Here is a 24,647-nt window from a genome sequence, read left to right as displayed (position 1 = left end):
CGTGACGCGCTGCTTGTCGATCAGGCGGCGCGCGTCGGCGCTTTCAACGCGGTCTGCTCGATCACGCGCGCGAGCGTGTCGAACGCGGGGCCGATCTTGTCGTTCGCCACGCACGCATAGCCGAGCAGCAGTCCGCGCCGTGGCGGCGGATCGACGCTATAGTAGCTCGCCAGCGGCCGCACGATCACGCCGGCATCGAATGCGGCGGACGTCACCGCGCGATCGTTCGCGTGTTCCGGCAGACCGAGCACCAGGTGCAGACCCGCCTCGTCGCCCATCACGGGCAGTTCGCTGCCGAAGCGCGCGGTGATCGCGTCGATCAGAATCTGCCTGCGCTCGCCGTACAGCGCCCGCATGCGCCGCACATGCGACGTGAGATGCCCGTCCATGATGAAGTCGGTCATCACGGCCTGCTGCATCAACTGCCCTTCGCGATACAGTTCCGCGACGCCGGTGCGAAACGTATCCACCAGGTGCTCCGGCGCGATCATGTAGCCCATGCGCAAGCCCGGAAACAGCATCTTGCCGAGGCTGCCTACGTAAATCACCTGACCGGCGCCGTCGAGTCCCTGCAGCGACGCGAGCGGGCGGCTGCCGTAGCGGAACTCGCTGTCGTAGTCGTCCTCGATGATCCACACGTTGTGCTGGCGCGCGTATTCGAGCAGCGTGCGGCGGCGCGCGAGGCTCATCACCATGCCGAGCGGATATTGATGCGATGGTGTGACGAGTGCGAGCCGCGGCGGCTGTTGCAGATCCTGTTCGCGTGGATTCAGACCTTCCTCGTCGACCGGCACCGGCACCAGCGTCACCCCCGACGATTGCAGCACGCTGCGCGCGCCCCAATAGCACGGCTCCTCGACCCACGCGCGATCGCCGACGTCGGTCAACAGGCGCACCGCAAGGTCGATCGACTGATGAATGCCCGTCGTGATGATGATCTGGTCCGCCGTGCAATTCACCGAGCGCGCGACCCGCAGATAATCCGACAGCGCGCGCCGCAACGGCCGGTAGCCGCCGCCGGGCGCATAGGTGAGCAGATCGGGATTGGCTTCCTTCCACAAGCGCGCCTGCAGGCGGCTCCACGTGCGCGCGGGAAATTCCGCGACATCGGGCACGCCCGGCATGAACGCGCCCCACTGCTTGGCGGAGACGCCGGCCTTGTCGATCAGGCGTCGTCCGCGATTCGACAGGTCGCTCAAGTCGCGTTTGGGTGGCGTCGGGATTTCCCCAGGCAACGCGCCGCGTGCGCCGGCCTCCACCACCGCCGGTTTGCGGCGCGTATTCACCGCGGCCGAGTCCGGGCGCGTGTCGGCGACATAGGTGCCGCTGCCGGTGGTCGAGATCACATAGCCTTCGGCAGTCAACTGGTCGTAGACGTGCAGCACCGTATTGCGCGCGACGCCGAGGTCTTCGGCGAGCGTGCGCGAGCTGGGCAGCTTGGTGCCGGGCGGCAGCTGGCCGGTCAGGATGGCCTGCTGCATCAGCCGCAACGTCTGCCGGTAGACCGGTTCGGCGGCGCCGCGGTCGAGCCGCGCGGCGAGCCAATCCGACAAGATCACCGTGTCCAAGTGGTTCTATCCGGAATAATGAAATGGTTCCATATTGTAGAACCGTAACGGTCTATAGTGAGCCACGCAATCGATGCAATCCCGCTGCCTGCAGCAGGTGCGCGCCGGATGAAACTGCATGGGATCGGAGTAAGCGCTAAAGCGCCAACTCCCATCGACAGGAGACGAGGGCATGAAAACCGATGACGTGATCGTCAGCTTTCGAGGTGTACGCAAGACCTACGACGGCGAAACGCTGGTCGTCAAACAGCTCGATCTGGATATCTATCAGGGCGAGTTCCTGACGCTGCTCGGGCCGTCCGGCTCAGGCAAGACCACCTGTCTGATGATGCTGGCGGGCTTCGAATTTCCCACCGGCGGCGAAATCTGGCTCGACGGCACGTTGCTCAATACGGTGCCGCCCCATAAGCGCAACATCGGCATGGTGTTTCAGAACTACGCGCTGTTTCCGCATCTGACGGTCGAGCAGAACGTCGCCTATCCGTTGACCGTGCGCAAGCATTCCGCTGAAGAGCGTGCGCATCGCACCCACAACGCGCTGAAGATGGTGCGCATGGAGAGCTTCGCGAAACGCTATCCGGCGCAGCTGTCCGGCGGCCAGCAGCAGCGCATCGCGCTCGCGCGGGCGCTGGTGTTCGAACCGAAGCTCGTGCTGATGGACGAGCCGCTCGGCGCACTCGACAAACAGTTGCGTGAACACATGCAGTACGAGCTCAAATCGCTGCACGAGAAGCTCGGCGTCACCTTCGTGTACGTCACGCACGATCAGGGCGAGGCGCTCACCATGTCCGACCGCGTCGCCGTGTTCGACAAAGGCATCGTGCAGCAGCTCGATACGGTTGATCGCCTCTATGAATCGCCGTGCAACGAGTTTGTCGCGAACTTCATCGGCGACAGCAACAAACTGCGCGGCACGGTCGCGAATGTCGACGGCGAGTATTGCGAGCTTCATCTGAGCGACGGCACGCGTTTGACCGGGCGCAATATCGGCGATGCGCGCACGGGCGCCCCGGCGATCGCCTGCATCCGGCCCGAGCGCATGAAACTCGCGAACGGTTCGACGCGGCCGGGCGCCAACGCGCTCAGCGGCGAAGCGCGCGGGTTGATCTATTTCGGCGACCACGTGCGCATGCGCTGCGGCGTGCGTGAGCAGGACGAGTGCTTCGTCAAGGTGCCGCTCGGCACCGCCGCGCTCGACACCTTCTCGCCTGGTGCGCCCGTCGCACTGGAGTTTGCGCCCGAGCATCTGCGGGTGTTCGCGGCGGCGTGAACGTGTCGAACGCCCAGCGGTTCGACGCAGGCAAGGCAAAGCAGCACATAACAAGTCGCACTGTACTCAGCTTGATGCACACCACCAAAGGAGAACACACCATGAACAAGATCGGGAAATCGCGCTGCGCCATCGCTGTCGGTGCGCTCGCGCTCGCGCTGGGAGCCGCGCAGGTCAATGCTGCCGAGCTGACGGTCGTCAACTTCGGCGGCGCGAATGGCGATGCGCAGAAAGCCGCCTTCAACCAGCCGTTCGAATCGCAAACCGGCAATAAGGTCACCGCCGTCGAGTACAACGGCGAGCAGGCCAAAGTGAAGGCGATGGTCGAAGCCAAGCATGTGAACTGGGACGTGGTGGAAGTCGAATCGGGCGACATCGGCCGGGGTTGCGACGAAGGGCTGTACGAGAAGCTCGACTGGTCGAAGATCGGCAAGAAGTCGGATCTGATTCCCGAAGCGCCGCAAACTTGCGGCGTCGGCTTTTTCGTGTGGTCGACGGCGCTCGCGTATAACGCCGACAAGCTGAAAACCGCGCCGAACGGCTGGGTCGATTTCTGGGACGTGAAGAAATTCCCCGGCAAGCGCGCGATGCGCAAGGGCGCGCGCTACAACCTCGAATTCGCGCTGATGGCCGACGGCGTGCCGCCGAAGGACGTCTACAAGGTGCTCGCCACCAAGGAAGGCCAGGACCGCGCGTTCAAGAAGCTCGACGAACTGAAGCCGAACATCCAGTGGTGGGAAGCGGGCGCGCAGCCGCCGCAGTTTCTCGTCGCGGGCGACGTGGTGATGTCCACCGCGTATAACGGCCGCATCGACGCCGCGCAGAAGGAAGGCAAGAACCTCAAGGTGGTGTGGAACGGCAGCATCTACGACCTCGACTACTGGGCGATTCCGAAGGGCTCGCCGAACAAGGCGGTGGCGGAGAAGTACATCGCCTATACGCTGTCGTCGAAACCGCAGCAGGACTATGCGCAGCACATCGCGTACGGTCCCGTGAACGTGGCGGCGATCAAGGCGCTCGACCCGAAGACGCTCGCGAATCTGCCGAACTCGCCGGCCAACGGCAAGAACGCGGTATTGCAGAACCTGGCGTTCTGGACCGATCACGGTGATGAGCTGGAACAGCGCTTTTCTTCGTGGGCTTCGAAGTAAGCGGATCGAGGCAGGAGGGCGCGGCTTTGCGACAGGCGGGGCCGCGCCGTATCGATACATGAAAACGTGCGCGCGGGTTCGAAGCCGGCCGCGCACGCTCGGATGCGACGTGGGAGAACAGGTGTGACTACGATGACGATCGCCGCCGATTCGACGCCTGAATCAACCGGGCGCCTCAAGCGCGAACTGAAAGCCGCGGAATCCAGAAAGCGCGCAATGGCGCTGCTGCTGATCGCGCCGCTCGCGATTTTCCTGCTGCTCATTTTCGTCGTGCCGATCGGCGCGCTGCTCACGCGCGCCGCGCAGAACCCGGAAGTCGCCAACGCGTTGCCGCATACGCTCACCGCGCTGAGTAACTGGGACCGCAAAGCGCCGCCGCCGGATGCCGCGTTCGCCGCGCTTGCCACCGACCTCACCGCGGTCGCCGACAGCGACGGCATGGGCGCGCTCGCGCGGCGTCTGAACGTGGAGATTCCGGGCTTTCGCTCGCTGGTCGCGAAGTCCGCGCGCGCGATGCCCTTCGTCGACGACAACAGCCAGCCCCTGCATCTGACACCTCCGCAGGTACGCGCGAAATTCGTCGAACTGGACGAACGCTGGAACGACATCGCGTACTGGCAGGCCATTGCGAAAAACGCCGGCACGTTCTCGCCGTTCTACCTGCTCGCATCGCTGGACCACAAGCAGGACGCGTTCGGCCGCATTATCCCGACCGATCCCGATCAGCAGATCTATCTCAAGGTGTTCAGCCGCACGTTCGTGATCGGCGCGGCGGTGACGCTGTTCACGCTGCTGCTCGGCTATCCGCTCGCGTACTGGATTTCGACGCTGTCCGAGCGCCGCGCGAATCTGGTGATGATTCTCGTGTTGATTCCGTTCTGGACGTCGATCCTCGTGCGCGTCGCCGCATGGATCGTGATTCTGCAAAGCGAAGGGCTCGTGAACAAGGCGCTGATCGCAAGCGGCCTGCTGCACGATCCGCTCGCGCTGCTGTTCAACCGCACCGGCGTCTACATTTCGATGACGCACATTCTGCTGCCGTTCATGATCCTGCCGCTGTACAGCGTGATGAAATCGATTCCGCCCACCTACCAGCGCGCCGCGATCTCGCTCGGCAGTCATCCGTTCGCCGCGTTCTGGCGCGTGTATGTGCCGCAAACTTATCCGGGCGTCGGCGCGGGCGCGCTATTGGTGTTCATTCTCGCGATCGGCTACTACATTACGCCCGCGTTGCTCGGCGGACCTAACGACCAGATGGTCAGCTACTACGTCGCGTACTTCACCAACGTGACGATCAACTGGGGCATGGCGTGCGCACTCGGCGGCTTGCTGCTGGCCGCGACGCTCGTGCTGTACGTGATCTACGGACGCTTCACGCGTTCTTCATTGAGTCTCGGCTGAACGGAGCGCATTGCGATGAAACTTGCCAAGCCCCTGTTCGCACCGCATACGTCACTGGTCGAGCGTGTGTGGTATTTCGTGCTGCGCGCGCTCGTGGTGCTGACGCTGCTGTACCTGATCCTGCCCGTGCTGGCAATCGTGCCGCTGTCGTTTTCGTCGAGCACGTTCCTGGTGTATCCGATTCCGGGCTGGTCGCTGCGCTGGTATCAGAATCTGATCGTGTCCGACGAGTGGCGCATGGCCGCGAAAAACAGCTTCATCGTCGCACCCTCGGCAACGGTGGTCGCGACCGTGCTCGGCACGCTCGCGGCGGTCGGGCTGACCAAGGCGAACTTTCGCGGTAAAGGCCTGCTGATGGCGATTTTGATCTCGCCGATGATCGTACCGGTGGTGGTGGTCGGCGTCGGCATGTATCTGTTCTTTGCGCCGCTGGGGCTCGCGAATACCTACCTCGGTCTGATCCTCGCGCACGCGTCGCTCGGTGTGCCCTTCGTCGTCACCACCGTCGCTGCCACGCTGCAGGGGTTCAACTACAACCTGGTACGCGCCAGCTTGTCGCTGGGTGCGAATCCGCTGAAGACGTTTTTTCGCATCACGCTGCCGGTGATCGCACCGGGCGTGATTTCCGGCGCGCTGTTCGCGTTCGCGACGTCGTTCGACGAAGTGGTCGTGACGCTGTTTCTCGCGGGCGCGGATCAAACCACGCTGCCGCGGCAAATGTTCACCGGCATCCGCGAGAACATCAGCCCGACCATTGCCGCGCTCGCGACGATTCTGATCGTCTTCTCGACATCCCTGCTGCTGGCGCTCGAATGGCTGCGCGGACGCAACGCCGCGCGGGCAGTCAGGGTTTGAGCGGGGCCAGTGCCGCCGGGAGACCAACCGGTTCCCGTGCGGCATTGCGATAGGATGATTCTCTGACGCGATTCTAAGATTGCTCCCATTCCCCGCGGGTCTGCGGGTCTGCATACTTTGAGCCTTCTAAAAAGAATGCGCTCGGCGCAGACAGACCATGACATTCCCGCTAACGACGCTGGGTGGTTCGTTGGCCCTGGCCGGCTGCACTGACCATGCGGCGCGTGAACGGCTCGGCATCGCCACCACGATGCTGCGCGGCGGCAAGCTTCGTTTCAATGCCATCGCGCTCGACCCAAAAAAAGCGGGCGCCACCCGCAAACCAACTATCCGCTACACCCATCGCCGCGGCGGCGACGCCTGCGACCACCGCACGGCGTTGCTGTGCGCGCGACCCGTCGAGCAGTATCTGCGAACGCGCGGCGTGAGATTACCGCCGTGGTTCACGGTCAAGGCAGTTCGAGTCCGCGAGCCGAATGCCGGCAAACCAAGCGCAATGAACTGGAGCGATGCCTCGCGCCCAATCGCCAGGTGGAGATAGAACTGGCGGCTGCGGCTTCGTAGGCCGAGCCGTACGACGCAAATAACAAACAGGCACGCCGCGCGGTTCGATGACGAGCAACGTGCGGCGTCGAAAAAATTTCGAGGGGGAGTTCAACATGTCAACGATTCTGGTTATCGACGATCATCCGGCATTCCGGATGGTCATCAAGATGCAGCTCATGCAGTTGCTGGGTATCGAGGAAGTCATCGAGGCCGACAACGGACAGACCGCCGTCGAATTGGCCCGCCAGCACACTCCGAAACTCGCCATCCTGGATCTGGATATTCCGCGCATCAGCGGGCTCGACGTGATTCCGCGCCTGAAACTCGCCCATCCGCCGATCCGGATGCTCGTGCTGTCGGGCCACGATCCCGCCACGTTTGCGCCGCGCGCGATGCGCTGCGGTGTCCACGGTTTCGTCAGCAAGTCACAGGAGATGAAGGAGATCATGCGGGGTGTGGAGGCCGTCCTCGCGGGCTACTCCGTGTTTCCGGTGACGACCGCGAGCGGCCTGCCGCCTGCCCACGGCGCATCCGTCGATGAGGAAGAGCGCGTGAGGCTGCTGTCGGATAAGGAACTGGTCATCCTGCAGATGCTCTCGAAAGGCATGTCGAACAAGGCGATCGGCGACGCGCTGTTTATCAGCAACAAGACGGTCAGCAGCCACAAAACCCGCATCATGCAGAAGGTCGGTGCGAAATCGCTGGTGGAACTGATCGATCTGGCGCGGCGTTGCCGGATCGCTTCGACGAGATGAATTCACCGATGCCCACGTACGAAGCGCGTGCGCTGCACGCGAAAGCACTCGAATTGGCGTGCGACGATCACCGGGTCGCCCAGTATCTGCTCCAAATGATTAGCGAAACTAATCGAACGGCGCTCGTGTCGTTGCAGGAGAGTGTCGCGGCGTCGTCGTGGGACGCCGTGGCGGGTGCCGCGCATCGAATCGCCGGTTCGGCGCGTCTGCTCGATTGCAATGAACTGATTGCATTGCTCGCCGCAATCGAAGCGGCGGCGCGTGAGCGGCAGCAGCCGGTGGTCGGGACGCTCGTGCCGTTGCTGGTCGACGCGTTGACGAAGCTGAAACTGTCGATCGACGCAGCGGTGGGCGATGTCCGTTTTGCGCTGAGTTGAGCGATGCGCGCCTGTCACCGGTCCCGGCAGATAACCGGTCAGTCGCCGGTTCCGGTGCGGACCACCAGCGAGCGCCCGCGAACGTCCTCCGCCACCTCCTGTACCCGTGCACTGCTCGCGGCTGCCAGCGCCGCGCGATACCATCTGTATCGCGCGATCACCTTGGGCACATAGCTCATCGTTTCCGCGTACGGCGGTATGTGGCCGCCATACTTTTGCACCGCGCCTTCGCCAGCGTTGTAGGCCGCGAGCGCGAGCGGCAGCTCGCCGAACTGCTGCGTGAGTTCTCGTAGATAACGCGCGCCTGCACCGATGTTCTGGCGCGGATCGAACAGATTCGATGCACCGTGTCGTTGGCCCGTACCGGGCATCAACTGCATGAGGCCGGTCGCGCCCTTGGGAGACACCGCTTGCGGGTTGCCACCGGATTCCACTTCGATCATGGCCATCAGTAGCGCACTGTCGATACCCGCGACGTGCGCGGCTTCGTCGATGATCGGCGACAGCGCCATCACGCGCGCGGCGACCGATGCGGACGTTTGCCGGATCGCGCCGGTCAATCGCGAGTCGCCGGGCTCGAGTAGCACGGCGTGCGCGCTGGTGTATTCCGGACGTGAAAAGGCCTCCGTTGGCGCCGCGGCGGGAGGTGCTGCAGGGTCGCTGTCGTCTGTCATGCCGCCGATCATCATGATCACGCCCGACGTGTGGCGTGGGTGAACCGATGCGCTGTCGGCGGCGAGCGCGTAGCCCGGCACGCACCAGCTTGCCGCGACCACGCCGGCGAGCACCAGCGATTCAAGCGACCCGAGCAACCCAAGCGACCCGAGCAACCCAAGCGATCCGAGCAACCCAAGCGACTCAAGCGACCCCGGCAACCGGCATGACATCCTGTCCCTCAACGCCGCGCCCGACACCACCCGATATAACGCGGACAATTCCTTCTCCACACGATCCGCCATCAGTGACTCGCAGCATTCGACGAATGGCTACTGCTGTAGGCGATAGGAATACCCGACGGATTCGGCGAGTCATTCAAGGCAGAAGCCCTGATCGGCGACTGCATGCGCACGATCGCCTCTGAATCCAGCGACAGGGGCCAGCGGCTCGTCTCGATGCCATCCTTGAGTCGGATACGGCAAAGATCGTCGCCGTTTTTGGGGTAGCCATACGGTTCCTGGTTCAGATTGGCCGGCTCGCGCGTCAGAAGGCCGCCCGTGCCGATGCTGCCGATTATGTTGGCCGCGTAGTAGATCACCTTATTGGCGAGCGGCACATACATGTCATAGCAGTAGTGCACATGAATTTTTAGCAGGTTTGCATCCTGGATATTCACGCCCGACTTCGCATCGACCGGGATCGACGAATCGCGATACATCAACGAATCGTTGGGGACCTCCATATAGGTGGCCGCCTCGTCTGCGTAATAGCGTGGCTGCGAGTAGTCCCTGATGGCCGCCGCCGTCGGATTGAGGATCGTGATCGCGCTGAAGTCGGCGGCATCGGTTTGCGCTTTCGCCAGCGCGTCGGCGGCGCCGTCGGTGCTCGCTTTGCGCGCGTAGAGCGGCGCGAGGCCGCGCGCGAGTCCGTTGCGCATCGCCTGCATTGAGCCGTGGTTGACCGCGCCTTCGCGGGCTGCTTCGATCACGGCGACATCCAGCGTCGCCTTCGCCTGATACAGCAGCACGAACTGCAGCGTGCCGAAACAGACGAACAGCAGCACCGGCGCAATCACGATGAATTCCACCATCGATTGACCCGACTGCCGAAGCCTGCGCGCAGCATGGGCCGATCTTGCGCGGCGCGACGCTGGCGGCCCGAATCCGAAATGGCGACGGGTCACGAGACTGCCTCGAAAACGAGCGGATCGCCGACGGACAATCCATGCTGGCTCGCGCCACCTGCCGGCATTTCCAGCGTTAGGGCGGCGCGAAGGTCGAACAGAACGCGGCACCTCGGCACCTCGCGATGAATCGCGACGACGCGCCGATTCCGGTCGACAAACACCACGTCGATGGCAAAGCGCATGCCGAACGTATGCACCGATGCGCATCGTTCGAGCAGCAACGCTTCCCCAGGCGCAAGACGTTCGCGGGTGAGCAGGCCGCGCAGCCGTTCGCGGGCGGTTTCCGTGATCGACACTTCGACACCGGAGTCGCGCCCGCGAATGTGGAGACGAGCTGTCTTCACAGCAAGCCCGCCTGGACGAACTTCATCGCGATCGGGAAGCCGAGCACGATAAACGTGACCGGAAAGATGAACACCAGCAGTGGGAAGATCAGCTTCACCGGCGCTTCCATCGCCTGCTTTTCCGCGCGCTGAAAGCGCTCCGAGCGGCGCTGTTCGGACTGAAAGCGCAGCGATTTCGCGAGCCCCGAGCCCATCCGTTCGGCCTGCACGACCGCGCCCACCAGGTTGGTCACTTCCTTGATGCGCAAACGGTCGTCGAGGCGGCGTAACGCTTCAGTGCGGTTCAGGCCGGATTTGAGGTCGCGCAGCACGTGTTCGAGTTCCCATCTTAATGGCCCCGGTGGACCCTTTTCGACCGCTTTCTGAATCGCGCCGTTGACGTTCAGGCCGGCTTCGACGGCGAGCGTCAGGAAGTCGAGATAGAGTGGCAGATGCTTGCGGATTTGCGCGACGCGGCGGCGCCGCACGTCGCGGGTCCAGAGGCGCGGGTAGAAGTAGCCGAGAAGGCCCGCGCCGATCAGCGCCAGCACCGACCACATGCCGAGCAGCAGCATCAGCAGCAGCGCGACGAGCATGGCCAATGCCGCGCCGATGATCGACAGCGCGATGAACTGCCGCGCGTTCATCAGAAACGTGAGCGATGTCAGCCGCAATTGCAGATCGGTTTTCTCGACCAGCTTCGCGCTGAAGCGGTTGCCGACATGATGGACCATGAAATTGACGAGCGGCCACAGCGGCTGCAGCGACTTCGGCAGCGGATCGAGAAACAGGCGATTTTCGAGCGGCACCGCGCCGATCAGATTGATGATCGATTTGCCGCCGATGCCGACAAATACGACCGCGCCGATACTGACGACAAGAGCAATGAATAGCAGCATAGGTCACACGTCGATGTGGGTAATTTTTTTGATCCAGGTGTAGCCGAGTATCTCCATCACGCTGATCACCGCCAGTGTGGCCCAGCCGACCGGTTCGCCGAATAACGGCGCCATCGCCGTGGGTTCCATGAAACGAAGCACCAGCATCAGAAAGAGCGGCAGACAGGTCATCACGATGCCCTGCATGCGGCCTTGCGAGGTCAGCGCCCTGATCTTGCCTTCCATCTGCAGCTTCTCGCGCAACGTGCGCGCGACAGATTCAAGTGATTCGGCGAGATTGCCGCCGACTTCACGCGCGATCGTGACGGCGGCGGTCATCATCAGAAAGTCGGGGATTGGAATGCGTTTTTCGATGTTGCGCATCGCGATGTCCAGATCGATGCCGAGGCGGATTTCGCGCATCAGCAGATCGAACTCCTGCGAGATCGGCGCAGTGGTTTCGTGTACCACAGCGTCGAGCGCGCTCGGAAAGCTCGCGCCCGCGCGCAGCGCGCCGGACATCATCAGCAGCGCGTCGGGCAGTTGTTTTTCGAGCGCCTCGATGCGCTTGCGACGCATCCGCGCGAGATACCGCCTCGGCAGGACAAGCGCGATCGGCACGCAGGCTGCGGCAATCAGGAGGCTGCGAGTGAGCAGAAACACCGCCAACGGCAGGCCGAACATCAGCACCAGGCTCCATGCGGCGGCCTTCTGCCGGTTCACGAACACGAAGGCGTCCGCGAGCGATGATTCGATTTCGCCTGCCATCTGCCGCGTGCCGGCCCTGAGCGTGACCGTACCCGTGCGAGCGACCAGCAAAATCAGCGCAAGGCAACCGGCGAACGTGAGCGCGAGAATAAAGGAAAGCGTCATGCGGGTCTCTCAGTTGCCACGCGTGAAGATGTCGGTATTCACGGGAATGCGCCGGCGAATCAGCTCCTGATAGAAATCGGGGACGTACGCTGTGGGCACGAACTCGCCGCGAATCTTGCCGTCCTCGCCGAAACCTTCTTCCTTGAACACGAATACGTCCTGCAGCGTGATCACGCCCGATTCCATACCGCTCACTTCCGTCACATGCGTGACGCGGCGCGAGCCGCAGGAAAAGCGCGACTGCTGCACGATGAGGTCGACCGCCGAGGTGATCTGTTCGCGGATCGCTTGCACCGGCAGATCGAGCCCGGCCATGAGCGTCATGACTTCGAGACGGGCAATGCAGTCGCGCGGCGTGTTGGCGTGCAGGGTCGTCAGCGACCCGTCGTGGCCGGTGTTCATCGCTTGCAGCATGTCGAGCGCTTCGCCGCCCCGGCACTCGCCGACCACGATCCGGTCGGGCCGCATCCGCAAGCAGTTCTTCACCAGATCGCGGATCGGGATCGCGCCTTTGCCTTCCATGTTTGCGGGACGTGCTTCGAGCGACACGAGGTTCGGCTGTGATAGTTGCAGTTCCGCCGCGTCTTCTACGGTGACGATGCGTTCGTCGTCGGGAATGTAGTTCGACAGCACGTTCAGCAAGGTCGTCTTGCCCGAGCCGGTGCCGCCGGAGATGATGATATTGGCGCCCTGCTCGACGGCGGTATGCAGAAATTCGAGCATGTCTGGCGACACCGAGCCGAACTGGATCAGATCGTCGCCTTGCAGTTTGCGTTTCAGGAACTTACGGATCGTGATGCTCGGCCCTTTCAGCGCGAGCGGCGGGATCACGGCGTTGACGCGCGAGCCGTCGGCGAGGCGCGCGTCGACCATCGGCGAGCTTTCGTCGATGCGGCGGCCGATTGGCGCGACGATGCGCTCGATCGCGCCGAGCACTGCACGGTCGTCGGTGAAGATGACGGGCGATCGGGTCAGGCGGCCGTCCTGCTCGACGAAAATCTCGTTGTGGCAGTTGACCATGATTTCCGACACGCTCGAATCGGCGATCAGCTCTTCAAGCGGACCGAGCCCGATAATTTCATCGAACACGCTTTTCTTCAGTGTTGCGAGCGGGACGTCCGTCGTGTGGAAGCTGCGGTCGTGATTCAGGATGTCGTCGAGCGCGGCGCTGACGGTATTGCGCAGTTCGTCTTCCTCCATTCGCGCGACGTTCAGACGGCGCAGGTCGAGCGCGGCGATGACCTTCATGTGCGCCTGTTTGCGCAGTTCGATGCCGAGCGGACTGTTGATCGGCGCAATGGGTAGCGCGGCGGCCGCGCTCCGTTTCGCGTAGAGCGTGCGCGTAGGTAGACGCGTGTCGAGGAAAGGCTGGGGGCGGCCGGTTGCGTCGCCGGACGCGCCGGGCGATGGTTGTGTGACCGGGAGGGCGGGCACGGCGGAGAGTGAGCGGCCGGCGGCGGCCGGCTCTAGCGAGCCGGCCGGGGTGAGTGCCGCCACGCGAGCGGTGAGCGAGGGCGCGACGTGTGTCGATGCCGGAGCTTGTGGTGGCTGCGTCGGCTGGGCTAGTGGCGATGGTGACGCCCAGGGTGCCAAGTGTGCTGGCTGGGCGATTTGCGGGGGCGCGTGTGCAGCCTGTGACGCTACGACGGACGCTTGCGCCGCGCCCCCACCACGAACGATCCTGATTGTCGTCATGCCGACCTCGATCTGGTCCGCCTCGGTCAGCGGACCGAAACGCGTGATCGGCGAGCCGTTGACGAGCGTTGCCACGATGCCACCCTGGTCTTCGATGTAATAGGCGTTGTTTTCCCGAACGATGCGCGCCTGCAGCTTGCCTGTCAGCATCCCTCTGACGACGATGTCGCAGCTCGCATTTTTGCCGATCGTGCAGCCCTGTTCGATCTGCAATGCCCGCATCGGCGCATGGCGCGTGTGTATCTGAAGATTGAGCATGATGTTGTTTGACTGCGTCGATCAGTTGACCGGGGTGCCGGGCACGCCGAGCTGTTGTGGCGCGACCTCGTCGTTCGAAACCGGCTGTGCGGGGTCGCCTCGCGCACTCGGCGCCGCAGGCGGATGCTGCGCGGCAATCAGCCTGCGCAGGGCCTCGGCGATGCCCTCTGGCGGCGTGCTGACAGCCGCCGTCGGTGGCGTCGTCGATGGCGTCGATGGCGGTGAAGCAGGCTCCTGCGTCGCCCCGCTCGCCGACGCGGACAGGCGACGCAGATCACGTTCCGGGACCGGTGCCTGAGACGACGCATGCTCGGAAATGGCAGCCGGATCAGGAGACGGCTCCGAAACAGGCATCCGCGGCTGCTCCACCGCTGGCGTGCTGCGCAACGGCGCCGGTAATAACGCGGGCGTGGCCGTGACCGGCTGGCGCGGCGCAGCGATGCGCGTCGCCTTTTCCTCGTCCGCGACCAGGGGCTCGGGATTGCCGTATTCCTTGCGGAAGGCCTGATCCACCGTGTCGGCGCGCGCCAGCAGATTCGTGTTCGGATCGAGCGCCGGATCGGAAATGATCGGCGTCACGAAAATCACGAGATCGCTCTTCTTTGCGCGGAACGCGTCCGAGCGGAACAACTGGCCGATGATGGGCAACTGGCCGAGAAACGGCATACCGGTCGAGTTGTTCGCCACATCCGCGCTGATCAGACCGGAAATCGCGAGCGTCTCGCCGGCCCGCATCGAAATATCCGAACTGGTGTTGCGCGTCAGAAAGCCCGGCATGCCGCCGTACGTCACGGTCGGATCGATCTGGCTGATCTCGGTCGTCAGGTGCGCCGAGATAATGTTGTTCGCATCGACCACCGGCACGATGTTCAGTTTGATTCCGTAGTCCTTGTACTGAACGTTGGTTGTGCCCAGCGCGCCCGATTGCGGAATCGGCACCTGTCCGCCAGCGAGGAAACTCGCTGTGCCACCGCTCTTCGTATTCAGCTCGGGCGCGGCGAGGATGTACGCGTCGCCGTTGCTGACGGCGAAGTTGATCTGCGACGTGATGTTCGACGCGATGCCCGCGAGGAAATAATTCGTGCCCGCGGTGACGGCTCTGGCCGCCCCCGTCGCAAAGGTGGCGGCGCCGGCGATCTGCGGTCCGTTGAATGCGCTGTCCCACGCAATGCCGAGGTTCCTCTGCCCGTTGCGGGTCACTTCCATGATCTGCACCTTGAAGTGGACGGTCTTCTTCAGCGCGTCCCCTTCATCGACCTTGGTCGTGTCGATCACGTTCTTCATGTCTTGTGTGGCGGCTTTGACGATCGACACCATGTCCCGATGCACGACACCGGACAGGACGATGTTCGAACCGATCGGATCGATCTGCAGCCCCTGCACCGACTCCAGCACCGAGCGCAGTTGTTGCACCGACGCGTTCACTTCCGCTTTGGCGATGCGTACCGTGGTTTGCAGCGCGATGCCTTTCTCGTTCCAGACAACCAGCGATGTGATGCCGTCCCGTTCGCCGAGAAGCATCAGGCTGCCGTCGACCACATTCGCGGTGATCAGCCTGCCGTTGCCTATCGCGATGCGTTTTATCGCGCCGGGGAGATGGAGAATCCGCACTTCGCCGCTGAACATTTCGAGCACACGGGTACTCGCGGACGCGTCGCCCGAAGCGGTGGCCGGCGGATAGACGGCTTGCGCGAATGTAGCTGGAGCGGCTCTGCACATCACCATGCCGATGAGAACGGACGGCAGGATCCGGCGACGCAATCGCGCCGCATTGTGTTTGACTTTCATGGCGTGAAACCTGGGCTCGGTACTTGAGTTCTACTTGGACGGGCTGGGTGCCGCGGCCTTCTGCAATTGTTGTGCGATGGCGTTGGCCTGCTCGTAGAGGCTGGGTTCGCGCTGCCCCGTTTCGCTCTGCGTGGCGGCGGCCGCGGTGCCTTCGGTGCGAGTCGACTGCGCGGGGGCCGGCTGCGGCCCAGGACTGACCAGCACGCTGCTGCCATTCGAACCGCCGCCCGAAATCATTTCGACAACCTGAGCGGCCGGACCGCCGCCGGCCGTCGGCGTGCCTCGCGTGGGGTCCATGAACACGTCGCTTTCCTGCACTAATGGCGGACCGTCGCTGCCTTTGTCGTCGGCGTTGCGCAGGATCACGCGCAAGCCGCCTAATCGCTGTGCGAGCGCGATGCGCGGCACGTCGTCGACCGGCACTTGCAGCGTGACGGTCGTATAGCTCATGCCTTGCTGTCGGCTCATCGCGCTGCTGCCGGCATTCGCCGGGTCCTGCTGCGCGGCTTCGCCCGCGTCGCGCGGCCGAATGTCCTGACCGGTTGCAAGCACGAGCACGTTCGGCATTAATAGTTGCGCGACTTTCTTGTCGTCGGATGCATGGTCTTCGCGGAACACTTTGCCGAGCCAGTACAGATCGACCCGGTTGCCTGGGCGAAGCAGCAGCGCCGTCGCGTTGACCGTATCGATTTCGACTGTCAATGCACGCTGTCCCGCTGGTAGCGCGTCGGAGAAGTCACGGCCGCGCAGCGCGTCGATGTCGCCGGCACGCAGCGGCAGACCGCGTCGGACCGGTTTGACGAGATGCGCCGTGCGGTATTTGTCGAAATCGTCCGGGCGGATCATGTCGTCGTAGACCATGTCGCCCGGAATTTCGCGGGAGACGAATTCGCTGCTCGACAAAGGCGTGCCGACGGGCACGTCGTGCGCCGGCACGACGACCTGCACGCCCGAGCGCACGGTTTGCGCGGCGATGTCCGATTTGAGTTTGGTCTCGCGATCGTTCAGGTATTTGTAGAGAAGGAACGTGAGACTAGCCGCGACCAGCACGGCAAGGAACAGCAGTACCCAGGAATTTGCGAACAGCGAGCGGAGGTTTATTTTCTTGAGCATGGACAATCGACCGCGGCCGGTCAGGGAAGCGATAGGGTGAAGCTGTAAGCGCCGAACAAAGATTTCAAGCCGGAGACGAGCGCGGTAAATGGCGCGGCGGTGTCGCCAGTCGCCATCAGCAGAATGCCGATCAGCGCGGCGGTGACGACGAGATATTCCGCATACGCCTGGCCGCGCTGCCGGCTGCGCGGCGTCGCGAAGAGAGGGAAACGTCCCGGTTGTTGCATCTCAGCGGTTCCTTATTGCATTGACGACCGCGATGGTCTTGCCGTCGCGATCCGAAAAACTGACGTCTACGCTATCGCCGCCGTGGTGCATCGCGAACGCCGTGTCTTGCGCGGCGGCCACGGCGTTGGAGCGATAGTCCGATTGGCGGCCTACGCTCACCCAGCCGCGCGCCGCGAGATGGTTGCGATAACGCTGCGCATTCCAGCGCGCATCCCCTGGGACGTCGAGTTGCCACGTGCGCCCCGTCTGCCCGGCGTCGTGGCTCTCGACATCCGACACCACCTTGCCGTCTTCCGGCAGGGGCACGGCGGCATCCGGAAGGCGATGTTCCGCCTTGCCGCCGCCGAGCCGGATCACGCTCATGAGTCCGCGCGTGCGCCCGCCTGGCTGCTGCGGCGCAAGGCTCAACACGTAGAGGCACGGGCCGTCCAGTGCGCTCAGTAGCCATCCTGACGAGATCGGCAGGCTTTTAGCCGGCGCGTCTTCGCGACGCCAGAAGTCGCGGAATGCGTTCGATACGTCGTCCACCGCGCCGGCGAATTGCATCCCTGTAACCGAGGCGGGCACACCGTCGACGATCATGTCGCGGCCGATGGCCACCGTGCCCTGTGGTTGAACTGGCATCTTGTTGCAGGCGGCATCGGCCGCCGGAACGCCGGTGACGAGTACGCCTGCCAGGCAAGCGCGGCGTACGAGGCGAGGCATGTGCTTCATTGGCTCGAACGTCATGGATTCAAACGATTTGGCGGGACGACGTCTCGCCGAATGCGTCCGAATTCAAGCGTCGAAATTTCCGGGGCGTACTTCTTCAGCCCCAAATAACCGCTCGATGGCACGAGCGTGGCCTGCGCGGCCGGCACTGCCTCGCTGAACAGCTGCTCGTTGCGGGTGGCGCCGTCCGGCACCCAGGCGTTGCTCATCAATACGTTGGTGTCGGAGAACGTGAGGCCACTGAAGGCGGGCAGCTGATCGTCTTTCGGCCAGAGCCGCTTCAGCACCTCGCTGTTCTGCGCAATGGAAATGCTGACGGAGCCAGACTGCAGTGTGCTCGTCGGCAGGCTCAGGTGCGCGCTGTAGGGTGTTCCCGCGGCAGTGGGAACGGCCCACTGGGCAAGGGCTGCGCTGCTTTGGGCGCTGGCGGGATCGGCTGTCTCGCTGGTGCCGACCGCGACGTCATTCACGGATGCCAACAGAGGATGCCCGCCGTAGTCTTTCCACATGGCCGGCTGGGACGAGGCCAGTTGGGTCTGTTTGCGGTCGAGGCTCGAGATCGGCGCACCGTCGCCGGCCATCACGCGTTGCATCACTTCGGCCTTGAGTTCGGCGTCTGCTTTGGCGACGCCCAACGCGGCGCTCCCATAGGTACTGGACCAAGCTTCCGTGGTGCCCGGATCGGCGGCGAGGTTCTTCTTTCCGTCGTTGTCCGTCCACACGGTGCGTTCCCACGCGACGTAGCGGGAACTTATCAGCGTGCGGTTGCGTACGTCGTTGAACTTGCCGAGCATGACGATCGCGAGCAGCAACACGCTCATGACCATGACCATGGAAACGAGAAATTCCGCCATAGCCTGACCTGATTGCGCGGCGCCTTTTATGTAGGTTTGACCTTGTCTCATTGCGTATGAAGCTCGGGGTCAGGGCTGCGAGGCGACTGACATCTGGCTTTGCCGAGCCGCGGCGCGTTCGCTGGCGCTGACCGGCGCAAGCGTGGCTTGCCAGTACGGGCTGAACAGACTCGGGTATTCGGTCTTCTGGTCAGGGCGTGCCCATTGATCGGCGTTCAGCATGCCGCCGATGATCGAAACGCCGGAAGAGGTTTCGTCCGGCCGCACGAAATAGGCGTGGGCGCTCGACAGCGCGCGCATTGCGCCGCCAGCCGAGTCGATGCCGACGTTGATCATTCCGCCGCCTTGCAAGCCGGCGGTCCTGATCAGCGTATCGGCGTTGCGCGTCACTTCGACCGTGATGCGCGGCGCCTGGGCGGCGAGCTGTACGCCGCGCACTTCCTGATAAGGCAACAGGCCGCCGTTGGCCGGGTCGAGCGAGGGACCGGGGGTCTGGCTGAACTGTTCCGCCATCGAGCTCGGCACCCGACCGGGCACCGAAGTGCCGGTGTAGCCGAAGTTGAAGTAACCGCCATAGCCCTCCCAGTCCTCTGCCGCCACGAATGGCGGGTGGGTCATGAAGCTGGTGATGTTCCCGTTGGCACTGCCGCCGTGACCAGCAATGGATTCGATCGGCCCGATACAGCTGATTCTGAGGAGCGCGGTGCTCGCATCGATCGACTGCCAGCCGGCTTTGTCGCTGCGAAGCTGGGTGCCGCCGTCGTGCGTCACATTGATGGTGAACGAACTGTTGGCGCCGCATATTTTGTTGGCGCTGTCGTTCAGTTGCTGGAAATTTGGCGCGACGCTGCGCACCGAGTCGCGATTCTTGACGAAACCGTCGAGGGTGTGAGGGTTCGTCACTACATCGGCAAAGTCATCCTGACCGAGGGTGCCCGCGGGCGTGACGGTGGCCGTGTACGACGACCACGCCGCCAGTTGCGCCGCGTTGCGATCGCTGATGAAGTAGCCGGCGGTGACATGCGTGCCAGGCTGGTTAAGTTGCGCGATTGCGTCGGCCGTGTCGGGGACCGCGGTGAAGACGGCCGTGTGATAGTTGGCTTGCGCCACGCTCAGGGCGCGATTGAGCTGGCCGATGTCGCGGGCGACCGTGGGCAGCAGCGCGTCGAGCGCGGCACGCACCGGCCCAATGTCGGCTTTGCCGATCTGTTTCGGCGTACTCCATTGCGCGGGATGATCCGCCAGCGTGGTGACCGTGTCGTCGAGATTGGACTGCGAGTAGGTCGCGTCGAGTTCGTCGATCCATGATTTCAATGCCACCACCTGCGCGGCCGTGACCTGATTGGCGATCATCGCGCGGTTCGTGTACGCGGAGAAGTTGTAGTCGCGTGCCTGCAGCACGGCGGCGCTGTACGCAGCGGCGTCGGCCGTGTTCTGAAGTTTGATTTTGGCGCTGGTCATCTGGAACGAGTTGAACGCCACATAAAGGCCGATGCAACCGACCAGCAGAAACAGCAGTGCAGGGACCAGCGCCTGCCCGCTAGCGCTGGCGACCCTGGCCCTGCCCTCGCGGGCAGAGCGGTTCATGGTGGATATCGCTGATTCGGTGAGGTTACTAGTTGTTGTCCGCGTTATACGTGCCCATGTTCTTCGCCGTGTTCGCGTTCGTCGTCGCCGTGTTCGCATTGGTTTTCGCGGTCGAAATGTTGCCCGCCGCGTCCTGGCCGGACATTTCCGCTGCGAGGCCAGCGGTCTGGTTACGCAGCGTCTGACCGAACAGCGAATACACGCCAATGGCCGACACGGCAATCAGGGCGACGATGATGATGTATTCCGTCATGCCTTGGCCGAGTTGTTTGTTACGACGGCAAGTGTGTGAAAGTTTCATGGTTTGTATTGAAAAATGGGTGTCGTCCGGACACGTTTTCGCCGATTTTTAGCGCTATATAGGAAAATAACTAATAATCAATTCCCCAGAAAAACGCAGGCGAAGTGTCGGAGCGAAGTATAAGAATTTATTTATCTCTAAATCGAAGAAAGTTCTGAATCTCGTTGACGCAAATTCGCATGACGTGCGGTCTAAAAAATCAGATGAACATTTGAACATTGCATCAACGTCGGAGCGTGCACAGGCTAACGATCGGCGTCATTCGTGTGGCGCATCGCCATCGCGGCGCATCTCCCGGTAGGGCGCGAGGAGCTCGAACGCCCCGCCAGATAAGGCAGTTACTGCGTCGTTGCCATTTTGGCGGCGGCTGTGGTGCTCGTCGGTGGCATCTTGCTTGGTTTCAATCGTTCGTCCGTGCGCTTCTGTTGTAAAAGCGCCACGACGGGGCGCGAGAAACGAGATTCTGGCGCATTCATTTAAAGCGCTCGGATTCAAGCTGGACATGCTCAATGCTAAGCGTTGAGATTTTTCACGTAATTATATACGGATAATTCCTACAGAGTTTGCGCGTTTCCTGATTTTTAGGGATGGAACCGCCAGTTAAATTTGCGACGCGTGAAAAACTTTAGTCGAGCCTTAAAAGCGCCGGCCAGTTTTTTTACGGGAGGCGTGTGCGCACGATTTCTCAAATCGAACTGCAAGCGGGGCTTGCCCTTTATTCAAGGAATGTATGAATAAGTCGTATATCAGCGTCTGGAATGACGTTTCCGGAACGTGGGTCGCTGCGCCCGAGACTGCCAGAACACATTGCGGAACGGGAGCCGCCTCCGCGCGGACTATCTCGTCCCGAGCGGAGGCGGTCAACCGGCTGGCCGTGCCGCTCAAGGCTGCGTTCATGCCGATCGCGATGGCCATCAGCGCGGCCATGCTGCCGGGTACGGCGGCAGCCCAGGCGTCGACAGGCAATGGCGGTCTGGAATTGTGCCCGGGCGGCGTAGGCGGGGTGGGGTCCTCCTGGGGGCCGTTGTCGAGCGCTGTCGGTGTCATGGATTGTTCGTCGACTGGTGAGAATACTGCTGGCATGTCCTTCTCGTTGAACAACTCGGCAGCCGACAACGGTGCGTGGGGCTTCAACAGCAATAACATCACCGCCCGCGTCACCGGCTATGACGATGGCCGCCTCGAGCTCAAGGGCACGGGGGGCATCAGCATGCTCAATAACGTCAGCATGACGGGCAACAAGATCACTGATCTGGCAGCGGGTGCCGTCTCGTCGGATAGCACGGACGCAGTGAACGGCCAGCAGTTTTATCAAGCTACGCGCTATTTCAAGGCGAATTCCGCTTCGAGCGATTCGTCGACTGATGCGCAGGCCACGGGCCTCAACTCGGTGGCGTCCGGGCCATCGGCAAGGGCGCTCCAGACCGATTCCAGCGCGTACGGCGCGAACGCTATTGCGTTGGCGTCCAGCTCGGTTGCCCTGGGCGCAGGCTCGCAGGCTACCCGCGCCGACACGGTATCGGTCGGCTATCTGTCGCCGGACGGCGTGACGAGCTACACGAGACAGATCACCAACGTGACTGCAGGCTCCGCGGCTACCGATGCTGTCAACGTCGCCCAGCTGGATGCGGCTATCCGCGGCGTCAACGGCGGCACTGGCATTCCCGTCGACAATCCGGTGACCTACGACACTTCCGCAGCCAGCCTGATTACACTGAAGGGCGCGAACGGCACGAAGATCACGAACCTGACGGATGGCGACATCTCCAACGCCAGAAGCATGGATGCCGTGAACGGTTCGCAGCTGTTCCAGACCAACCAGAATGTGGCCGAGGTCGCGAGCAACGTCGCTAACGTGACGAACATTGTCAACAACATGGTGGCGAATGGCCCCGAGAGCTCGCCGCTCATGGTGGCATACGACTCGTCCGCTCGCGATACGGTGACGCTCGGCGGCGTGGGCAACACGGCGCAGGTCAAGCTCACCCACCTTGCGGCGGGCGACATCTCGTCCGCGTCTAGCACCGACGCGGTCAACGGCGGGCAGTTGTACCAGACCAACCAGAACCTCGCGACTCTGGCGGCCAACGTGGGCGAGTTGGGGCCCAGTCTTTTCGACAATGGCATCAAGTATTTCCACACTAATTCGACGCTGGCCGATTCCTCGGCAGTCGGAACGGATTCGGTCGCGATCGGCGGCGCCGCCGTCGCGTCGGCTGCCAACTCGGTCGCGCTAGGCTCCAACTCGACGGCGGATCGCGCTAATGCGGTGTCGGTGGGTGCGAACGGTGCGGAGCGTCAGATCATCAACGTGGCGGCAGGTTCGGTGGATAGCGATGCGGTCAACGTGGCGCAGATGAAGGCGGCTATCGCCTCTCTGGGCAGCGGGCCGGGCACGCCCGACGCGGTCGTCTACGACTCGGCGGCGCACGACACGCTCACGCTCGGCGGTGCGACGACGGCCCCACCGGTTCTCGTGACGAACCTGGCCGCTGGCCAGGTTTCGTCGGGCAGCGCTGACGCAGTCAACGGCGATCAGTTGTACAAGAGTGCCAGCGGACTTGCTTCCGCTCTGGGTTCCGGTACGTCGGTCAATCCGGACGGTTCGATCACCGCACCGGGCTACCTGATCAGCGGCACCACGTACAACAATATCGGCGACGCGCTGTCCGCACTCAACACAGCTGCGGGTGATCTGGTGGGCGCCGCCAAGTATGTCAAAGTCGTATCGACGGCGCCCGCTGCACTGGCAAGCGGTGCCGAATCGGTGGCGATTGGCGGCGGCGCTGTGGCGACCAAGGCCCAGACGCTGGCGATCGGCACGGGTGCGACGGCAATGTTCGACAACTCGACGGCTATCGGCGTGAATGCTGTCACCGACGCATCCTATACGGTATCCGTCGGCAGCAGGGGCGCGGAAATGCGCATTACGCACGTCGCCAACGGCATCAATCCGACCGACGCCGTTACGATGGCGCAATTGGACGCCTTGCAATCTCAGATTGCGGGTACGACCACGAGCGGCGTGAAGTCGATGATGCAGAACTCGGCTGCCGTGTTGAGCTACATCGCGGTGAGTTCGTACACGACACAAGGTTCAGCCACGTCCGCGTCGGATGTGATGAACGCCATGGCGATCGGTCCGGTCGCAGCGGCGACTGGAGTCGACGCATTGGCCGTCGGCGCCGGCGCTGCCGCGGGTAGTGACTCGAGCACGGCAATCGGCTCGGGCGCGGGAGCGCTGTCGGTGAACTCGACCGCAATCGGTGCGAGTGCAACCGTTGGCGGGCTGTCGGACAACTCTGTGTCCATCGGTTACAACACGCGTGCCAGTTCGATCAACGCGTTGGCACTCGGCAGTTATGCCAGCGCCACGAGTCCCGGCTCGGTCTCTATCGGTTATAACTCGTTCGTCAGTCAGGCGGCCACGGGCGGTTTGGCGCTAGGCGTCAATGCGACGGTTAGTGCTGCGAACAGCGTGGCGATCGGTTCGGGTGCGATCGCGAATCGCGCCAACGTGGTCTCGGTGGGTAACGCCAGCAAGCAAAGCCAGATCGTCAACATGGCGGCGGGTACCAGCAGCACCGATGCGGTGAACGTGAGCCAGCTGTCGGGGGTGGCTGCTGCGATCGGCGGCGGTGCAACGGTGAACCCAGATGGCACGATCAGGAAGCCGAGTTTCACTATCGGTGGCCAGACCTATGCCGACGTCGGCTCGGCCCTCGCGGCTACGGCCGGCAACTCGGTGCAATACGATACGCCGGCGCACGACAAACTGACGCTGGGCGGTACGGACGCTTCAGCGCCGGCAGTGACGGTGTCGAACGTGGCCAACGGCGTGGGCGACAGCGACGCCGTCAACGTGGGCCAGCTCAAGCAACTTGGCATGAACATCGACGGCAGCGGCAATCTGACGAATAGTTTCGTCGCGTACGACGATAAGACGCTTGGCTCGATCACGCTCAAGGGTACGGATGGCACGACAATCGCGAATGTGAAAGCGGGCGAGCTCTCGGACAAGAGCCTGGAAGCGGTAAATGGCAGCCAGCTGTACGAAACGAACGCGAACGTAGCTAATGTGGCCGGCAATCTCGCAAACGTCGCGGGTAACGTGACGAACTTGGGCAACGTCATCAACAACATCGTTGTTGATGGTGGCGGCATCAAGTATTTCCACGCGAATTCCACGCTTGCGGACTCCTCGGCAACCGGGATCGACGCGATCGCGATCGGTGGCGCAGCCAGCGCAACGGCAGCCAACTCGGTAGCGCT

At 63.0% G+C, this 24,647-nt stretch carries 23 protein-coding genes; 8 read left to right on the top strand and 15 right to left on the bottom strand.

Annotated elements, in window-relative coordinates; translation table 11 throughout:
* Nucleotides 1-20 precede the first annotated feature (20 nt).
* The gene (gene pdxR, locus CIC12_RS27280) at nt 21-1,568 is read right to left on the bottom strand and encodes a MocR-like pyridoxine biosynthesis transcription factor PdxR (RefSeq protein ID WP_168668775.1); all 1,548 of its coding nucleotides are present in this window, start codon (nt 1,566-1,568) and stop codon (nt 21-23) included.
* A 172-nt stretch (nt 1,569-1,740) separates the two neighbouring features.
* Here pdxR and CIC12_RS27275 point away from each other — a divergent pair, with 172 nt between their 5' ends.
* The 7 genes from CIC12_RS27275 to CIC12_RS27245 all read left to right on the top strand — a co-directional run bounded on the left by CIC12_RS27275 (nt 1,741) and on the right by CIC12_RS27245 (nt 7,923).
* Nucleotides 1,741-2,838, top strand: coding sequence for an ABC transporter ATP-binding protein (locus CIC12_RS27275; RefSeq protein ID WP_168668773.1), 1,098 nt, complete (start codon nt 1,741-1,743; stop codon nt 2,836-2,838).
* Between the two features lie 101 nt (nt 2,839-2,939).
* Entirely contained in the window at nt 2,940-3,989 is a 1,050-nt protein-coding gene (locus CIC12_RS27270) for an ABC transporter substrate-binding protein (RefSeq protein WP_168668771.1), read from the top strand.
* Between the two features lie 132 nt (nt 3,990-4,121).
* Nucleotides 4,122-5,390 (top strand): ABC transporter permease, encoded by a 1,269-nt coding sequence (locus CIC12_RS27265; RefSeq protein WP_174772221.1) that lies wholly within the window; start codon nt 4,122-4,124, stop codon nt 5,388-5,390.
* A gap of 15 nt (nt 5,391-5,405) precedes the next feature.
* Nucleotides 5,406-6,245: an ABC transporter permease gene (locus CIC12_RS27260; protein WP_168668767.1), complete on the top strand. Its 840-nt coding sequence runs from the start codon at nt 5,406-5,408 to the stop codon at nt 6,243-6,245.
* A 157-nt stretch (nt 6,246-6,402) separates the two neighbouring features.
* On the top strand, nt 6,403-6,786 hold the full coding sequence (locus tag CIC12_RS27255) for a hypothetical protein (protein ID WP_238812912.1): 384 nt from the start codon (nt 6,403-6,405) through the stop codon (nt 6,784-6,786).
* A 118-nt stretch (nt 6,787-6,904) separates the two neighbouring features.
* Nucleotides 6,905-7,546 (top strand): response regulator, encoded by a 642-nt coding sequence (locus tag CIC12_RS27250; protein WP_168668763.1) that lies wholly within the window; start codon nt 6,905-6,907, stop codon nt 7,544-7,546.
* Nucleotides 7,543-7,923, top strand: coding sequence for an Hpt domain-containing protein (locus tag CIC12_RS27245; protein ID WP_168668761.1), 381 nt, complete (start codon nt 7,543-7,545; stop codon nt 7,921-7,923). The genes CIC12_RS27250 and CIC12_RS27245 overlap by 4 nt, the downstream gene beginning before the upstream one ends.
* A 38-nt stretch (nt 7,924-7,961) precedes the next feature.
* On the opposite strand, the gene CIC12_RS27240 is transcribed toward CIC12_RS27245, so the two are convergent.
* From CIC12_RS27240 to CIC12_RS27175, 14 genes are all read right to left on the bottom strand, one after another.
* On the bottom strand, nt 7,962-8,882 hold the full coding sequence (locus CIC12_RS27240) for a lytic transglycosylase domain-containing protein (RefSeq protein ID WP_446728045.1): 921 nt from the start codon (nt 8,880-8,882) through the stop codon (nt 7,962-7,964).
* The gene (locus tag CIC12_RS27235) at nt 8,882-9,670 is read right to left on the bottom strand and encodes a TadE/TadG family type IV pilus assembly protein (RefSeq protein ID WP_168668759.1); all 789 of its coding nucleotides are present in this window, start codon (nt 9,668-9,670) and stop codon (nt 8,882-8,884) included. Before CIC12_RS27235 ends, CIC12_RS27240 begins: the two co-directional genes overlap by 1 nt.
* Nucleotides 9,671-9,759: 89 nt before the next feature.
* The gene (locus CIC12_RS27230; RefSeq protein WP_168668757.1) at nt 9,760-10,110 is read right to left on the bottom strand and encodes a DUF192 domain-containing protein; all 351 of its coding nucleotides are present in this window, start codon (nt 10,108-10,110) and stop codon (nt 9,760-9,762) included.
* Nucleotides 10,107-10,988, bottom strand: coding sequence for a type II secretion system F family protein (locus CIC12_RS27225; RefSeq protein WP_168668755.1), 882 nt, complete (start codon nt 10,986-10,988; stop codon nt 10,107-10,109). Before CIC12_RS27225 ends, CIC12_RS27230 begins: the two co-directional genes overlap by 4 nt.
* A gap of 3 nt (nt 10,989-10,991) precedes the next feature.
* Nucleotides 10,992-11,840, bottom strand: coding sequence for a type II secretion system F family protein (locus tag CIC12_RS27220; RefSeq protein WP_168668753.1), 849 nt, complete (start codon nt 11,838-11,840; stop codon nt 10,992-10,994).
* Between the two features lie 9 nt (nt 11,841-11,849).
* Nucleotides 11,850-13,793: an ATPase, T2SS/T4P/T4SS family gene (locus CIC12_RS27215; RefSeq protein WP_168668751.1), complete on the bottom strand. Its 1,944-nt coding sequence runs from the start codon at nt 13,791-13,793 to the stop codon at nt 11,850-11,852.
* A 21-nt stretch (nt 13,794-13,814) separates the two neighbouring features.
* The gene (locus tag CIC12_RS27210; protein ID WP_168668749.1) at nt 13,815-15,581 is read right to left on the bottom strand and encodes a type II and III secretion system protein family protein; all 1,767 of its coding nucleotides are present in this window, start codon (nt 15,579-15,581) and stop codon (nt 13,815-13,817) included.
* A 30-nt stretch (nt 15,582-15,611) separates the two neighbouring features.
* Nucleotides 15,612-16,694 carry a Flp pilus assembly protein CpaB gene (gene cpaB, locus CIC12_RS27205; RefSeq protein ID WP_168668747.1) on the bottom strand — a complete coding sequence of 361 codons (1,083 nt, stop codon included), beginning with the start codon at nt 16,692-16,694 and terminating at the stop codon, nt 15,612-15,614.
* Nucleotides 16,695-16,714: 20 nt separating this feature from the next.
* Complete coding sequence (locus CIC12_RS27200; RefSeq protein WP_168668745.1) at nt 16,715-16,921, bottom strand: hypothetical protein; 207 nt, start codon at nt 16,919-16,921, stop codon at nt 16,715-16,717.
* 1 nt (nt 16,922) lies between these two features.
* Complete coding sequence (locus CIC12_RS27195; protein ID WP_238812911.1) at nt 16,923-17,546, bottom strand: hypothetical protein; 624 nt, start codon at nt 17,544-17,546, stop codon at nt 16,923-16,925.
* Nucleotides 17,547-17,647: 101 nt separating this feature from the next.
* The gene (locus CIC12_RS27190) at nt 17,648-18,487 is read right to left on the bottom strand and encodes a hypothetical protein (RefSeq protein WP_238812910.1); all 840 of its coding nucleotides are present in this window, start codon (nt 18,485-18,487) and stop codon (nt 17,648-17,650) included.
* 69 nt (nt 18,488-18,556) lie between these two features.
* A complete protein-coding gene (locus CIC12_RS27185) occupies nt 18,557-20,074 on the bottom strand; it encodes a pilus assembly protein TadG-related protein (protein WP_168668740.1) in 1,518 nt (505 codons plus the stop codon).
* Between the two features lie 28 nt (nt 20,075-20,102).
* Nucleotides 20,103-20,327: a pilus assembly protein gene (locus CIC12_RS27180; RefSeq protein WP_446728044.1), complete on the bottom strand. Its 225-nt coding sequence runs from the start codon at nt 20,325-20,327 to the stop codon at nt 20,103-20,105.
* A 306-nt stretch (nt 20,328-20,633) separates the two neighbouring features.
* Nucleotides 20,634-20,879, bottom strand: a complete 246-nt coding sequence (locus tag CIC12_RS27175; RefSeq protein WP_168668736.1) for a hypothetical protein — start codon at nt 20,877-20,879, stop codon at nt 20,634-20,636.
* 226 nt (nt 20,880-21,105) lie between these two features.
* Between CIC12_RS27175 and CIC12_RS27170 the strand changes: the two genes are divergently transcribed.
* A partial coding sequence (locus tag CIC12_RS27170) for an ESPR-type extended signal peptide-containing protein (RefSeq protein ID WP_274597579.1) occupies nt 21,106-24,647 on the top strand: 3,542 nt, incomplete at its 3' end.

The organism is Paraburkholderia sp. SG-MS1 (assembly GCF_012275575.1).
Taxonomy (GTDB): Bacteria; Pseudomonadota; Gammaproteobacteria; order Burkholderiales; family Burkholderiaceae; genus Paraburkholderia.
Note: the sequence above shows the minus strand (reverse complement) of the source record. Positions and strands in the feature narration are given on the sequence as shown.

Bases quoted from the DNA above. Each gene is read 5' to 3' on its own strand.
- CIC12_RS27240 (WP_446728045.1), bottom strand. From the start codon at position 8,882: ATGGCGGATCGTGTGGAGAAGGAATTGTCCGCGTTATATCGGGTGGTG.
- CIC12_RS27195 (WP_238812911.1), bottom strand. From the start codon at position 17,546: ATGCCAGTTCAACCACAGGGCACGGTGGCCATCGGCCGCGACATGATC.
- CIC12_RS27245 (WP_168668761.1), top strand. From the start codon at position 7,543: ATGAATTCACCGATGCCCACGTACGAAGCGCGTGCGCTGCACGCGAAA.
- CIC12_RS27260 (WP_168668767.1), top strand. From the start codon at position 5,406: ATGAAACTTGCCAAGCCCCTGTTCGCACCGCATACGTCACTGGTCGAG.
- CIC12_RS27275 (WP_168668773.1), top strand. From the start codon at position 1,741: ATGAAAACCGATGACGTGATCGTCAGCTTTCGAGGTGTACGCAAGACC.
- cpaB (WP_168668747.1), bottom strand. From the start codon at position 16,694: ATGCTCAAGAAAATAAACCTCCGCTCGCTGTTCGCAAATTCCTGGGTA.
- CIC12_RS27185 (WP_168668740.1), bottom strand. From the start codon at position 20,074: ATGAACCGCTCTGCCCGCGAGGGCAGGGCCAGGGTCGCCAGCGCTAGC.
- CIC12_RS27250 (WP_168668763.1), top strand. From the start codon at position 6,905: ATGTCAACGATTCTGGTTATCGACGATCATCCGGCATTCCGGATGGTC.
- CIC12_RS27220 (WP_168668753.1), bottom strand. From the start codon at position 11,840: ATGACGCTTTCCTTTATTCTCGCGCTCACGTTCGCCGGTTGCCTTGCG.
- CIC12_RS27180 (WP_446728044.1), bottom strand. From the start codon at position 20,327: ATGACGGAATACATCATCATCGTCGCCCTGATTGCCGTGTCGGCCATT.
- CIC12_RS27190 (WP_238812910.1), bottom strand. From the start codon at position 18,487: ATGGCGGAATTTCTCGTTTCCATGGTCATGGTCATGAGCGTGTTGCTG.
- CIC12_RS27265 (WP_174772221.1), top strand. From the start codon at position 4,122: ATGACGATCGCCGCCGATTCGACGCCTGAATCAACCGGGCGCCTCAAG.
- CIC12_RS27175 (WP_168668736.1), bottom strand. From the start codon at position 20,879: ATGTCCAGCTTGAATCCGAGCGCTTTAAATGAATGCGCCAGAATCTCG.
- CIC12_RS27225 (WP_168668755.1), bottom strand. From the start codon at position 10,988: ATGCTGCTATTCATTGCTCTTGTCGTCAGTATCGGCGCGGTCGTATTT.
- CIC12_RS27215 (WP_168668751.1), bottom strand. From the start codon at position 13,793: ATGCTCAATCTTCAGATACACACGCGCCATGCGCCGATGCGGGCATTG.
- CIC12_RS27235 (WP_168668759.1), bottom strand. From the start codon at position 9,670: ATGGTGGAATTCATCGTGATTGCGCCGGTGCTGCTGTTCGTCTGTTTC.
- CIC12_RS27270 (WP_168668771.1), top strand. From the start codon at position 2,940: ATGAACAAGATCGGGAAATCGCGCTGCGCCATCGCTGTCGGTGCGCTC.
- CIC12_RS27255 (WP_238812912.1), top strand. From the start codon at position 6,403: ATGACATTCCCGCTAACGACGCTGGGTGGTTCGTTGGCCCTGGCCGGC.
- CIC12_RS27200 (WP_168668745.1), bottom strand. From the start codon at position 16,921: ATGCAACAACCGGGACGTTTCCCTCTCTTCGCGACGCCGCGCAGCCGG.
- CIC12_RS27210 (WP_168668749.1), bottom strand. From the start codon at position 15,581: ATGAAAGTCAAACACAATGCGGCGCGATTGCGTCGCCGGATCCTGCCG.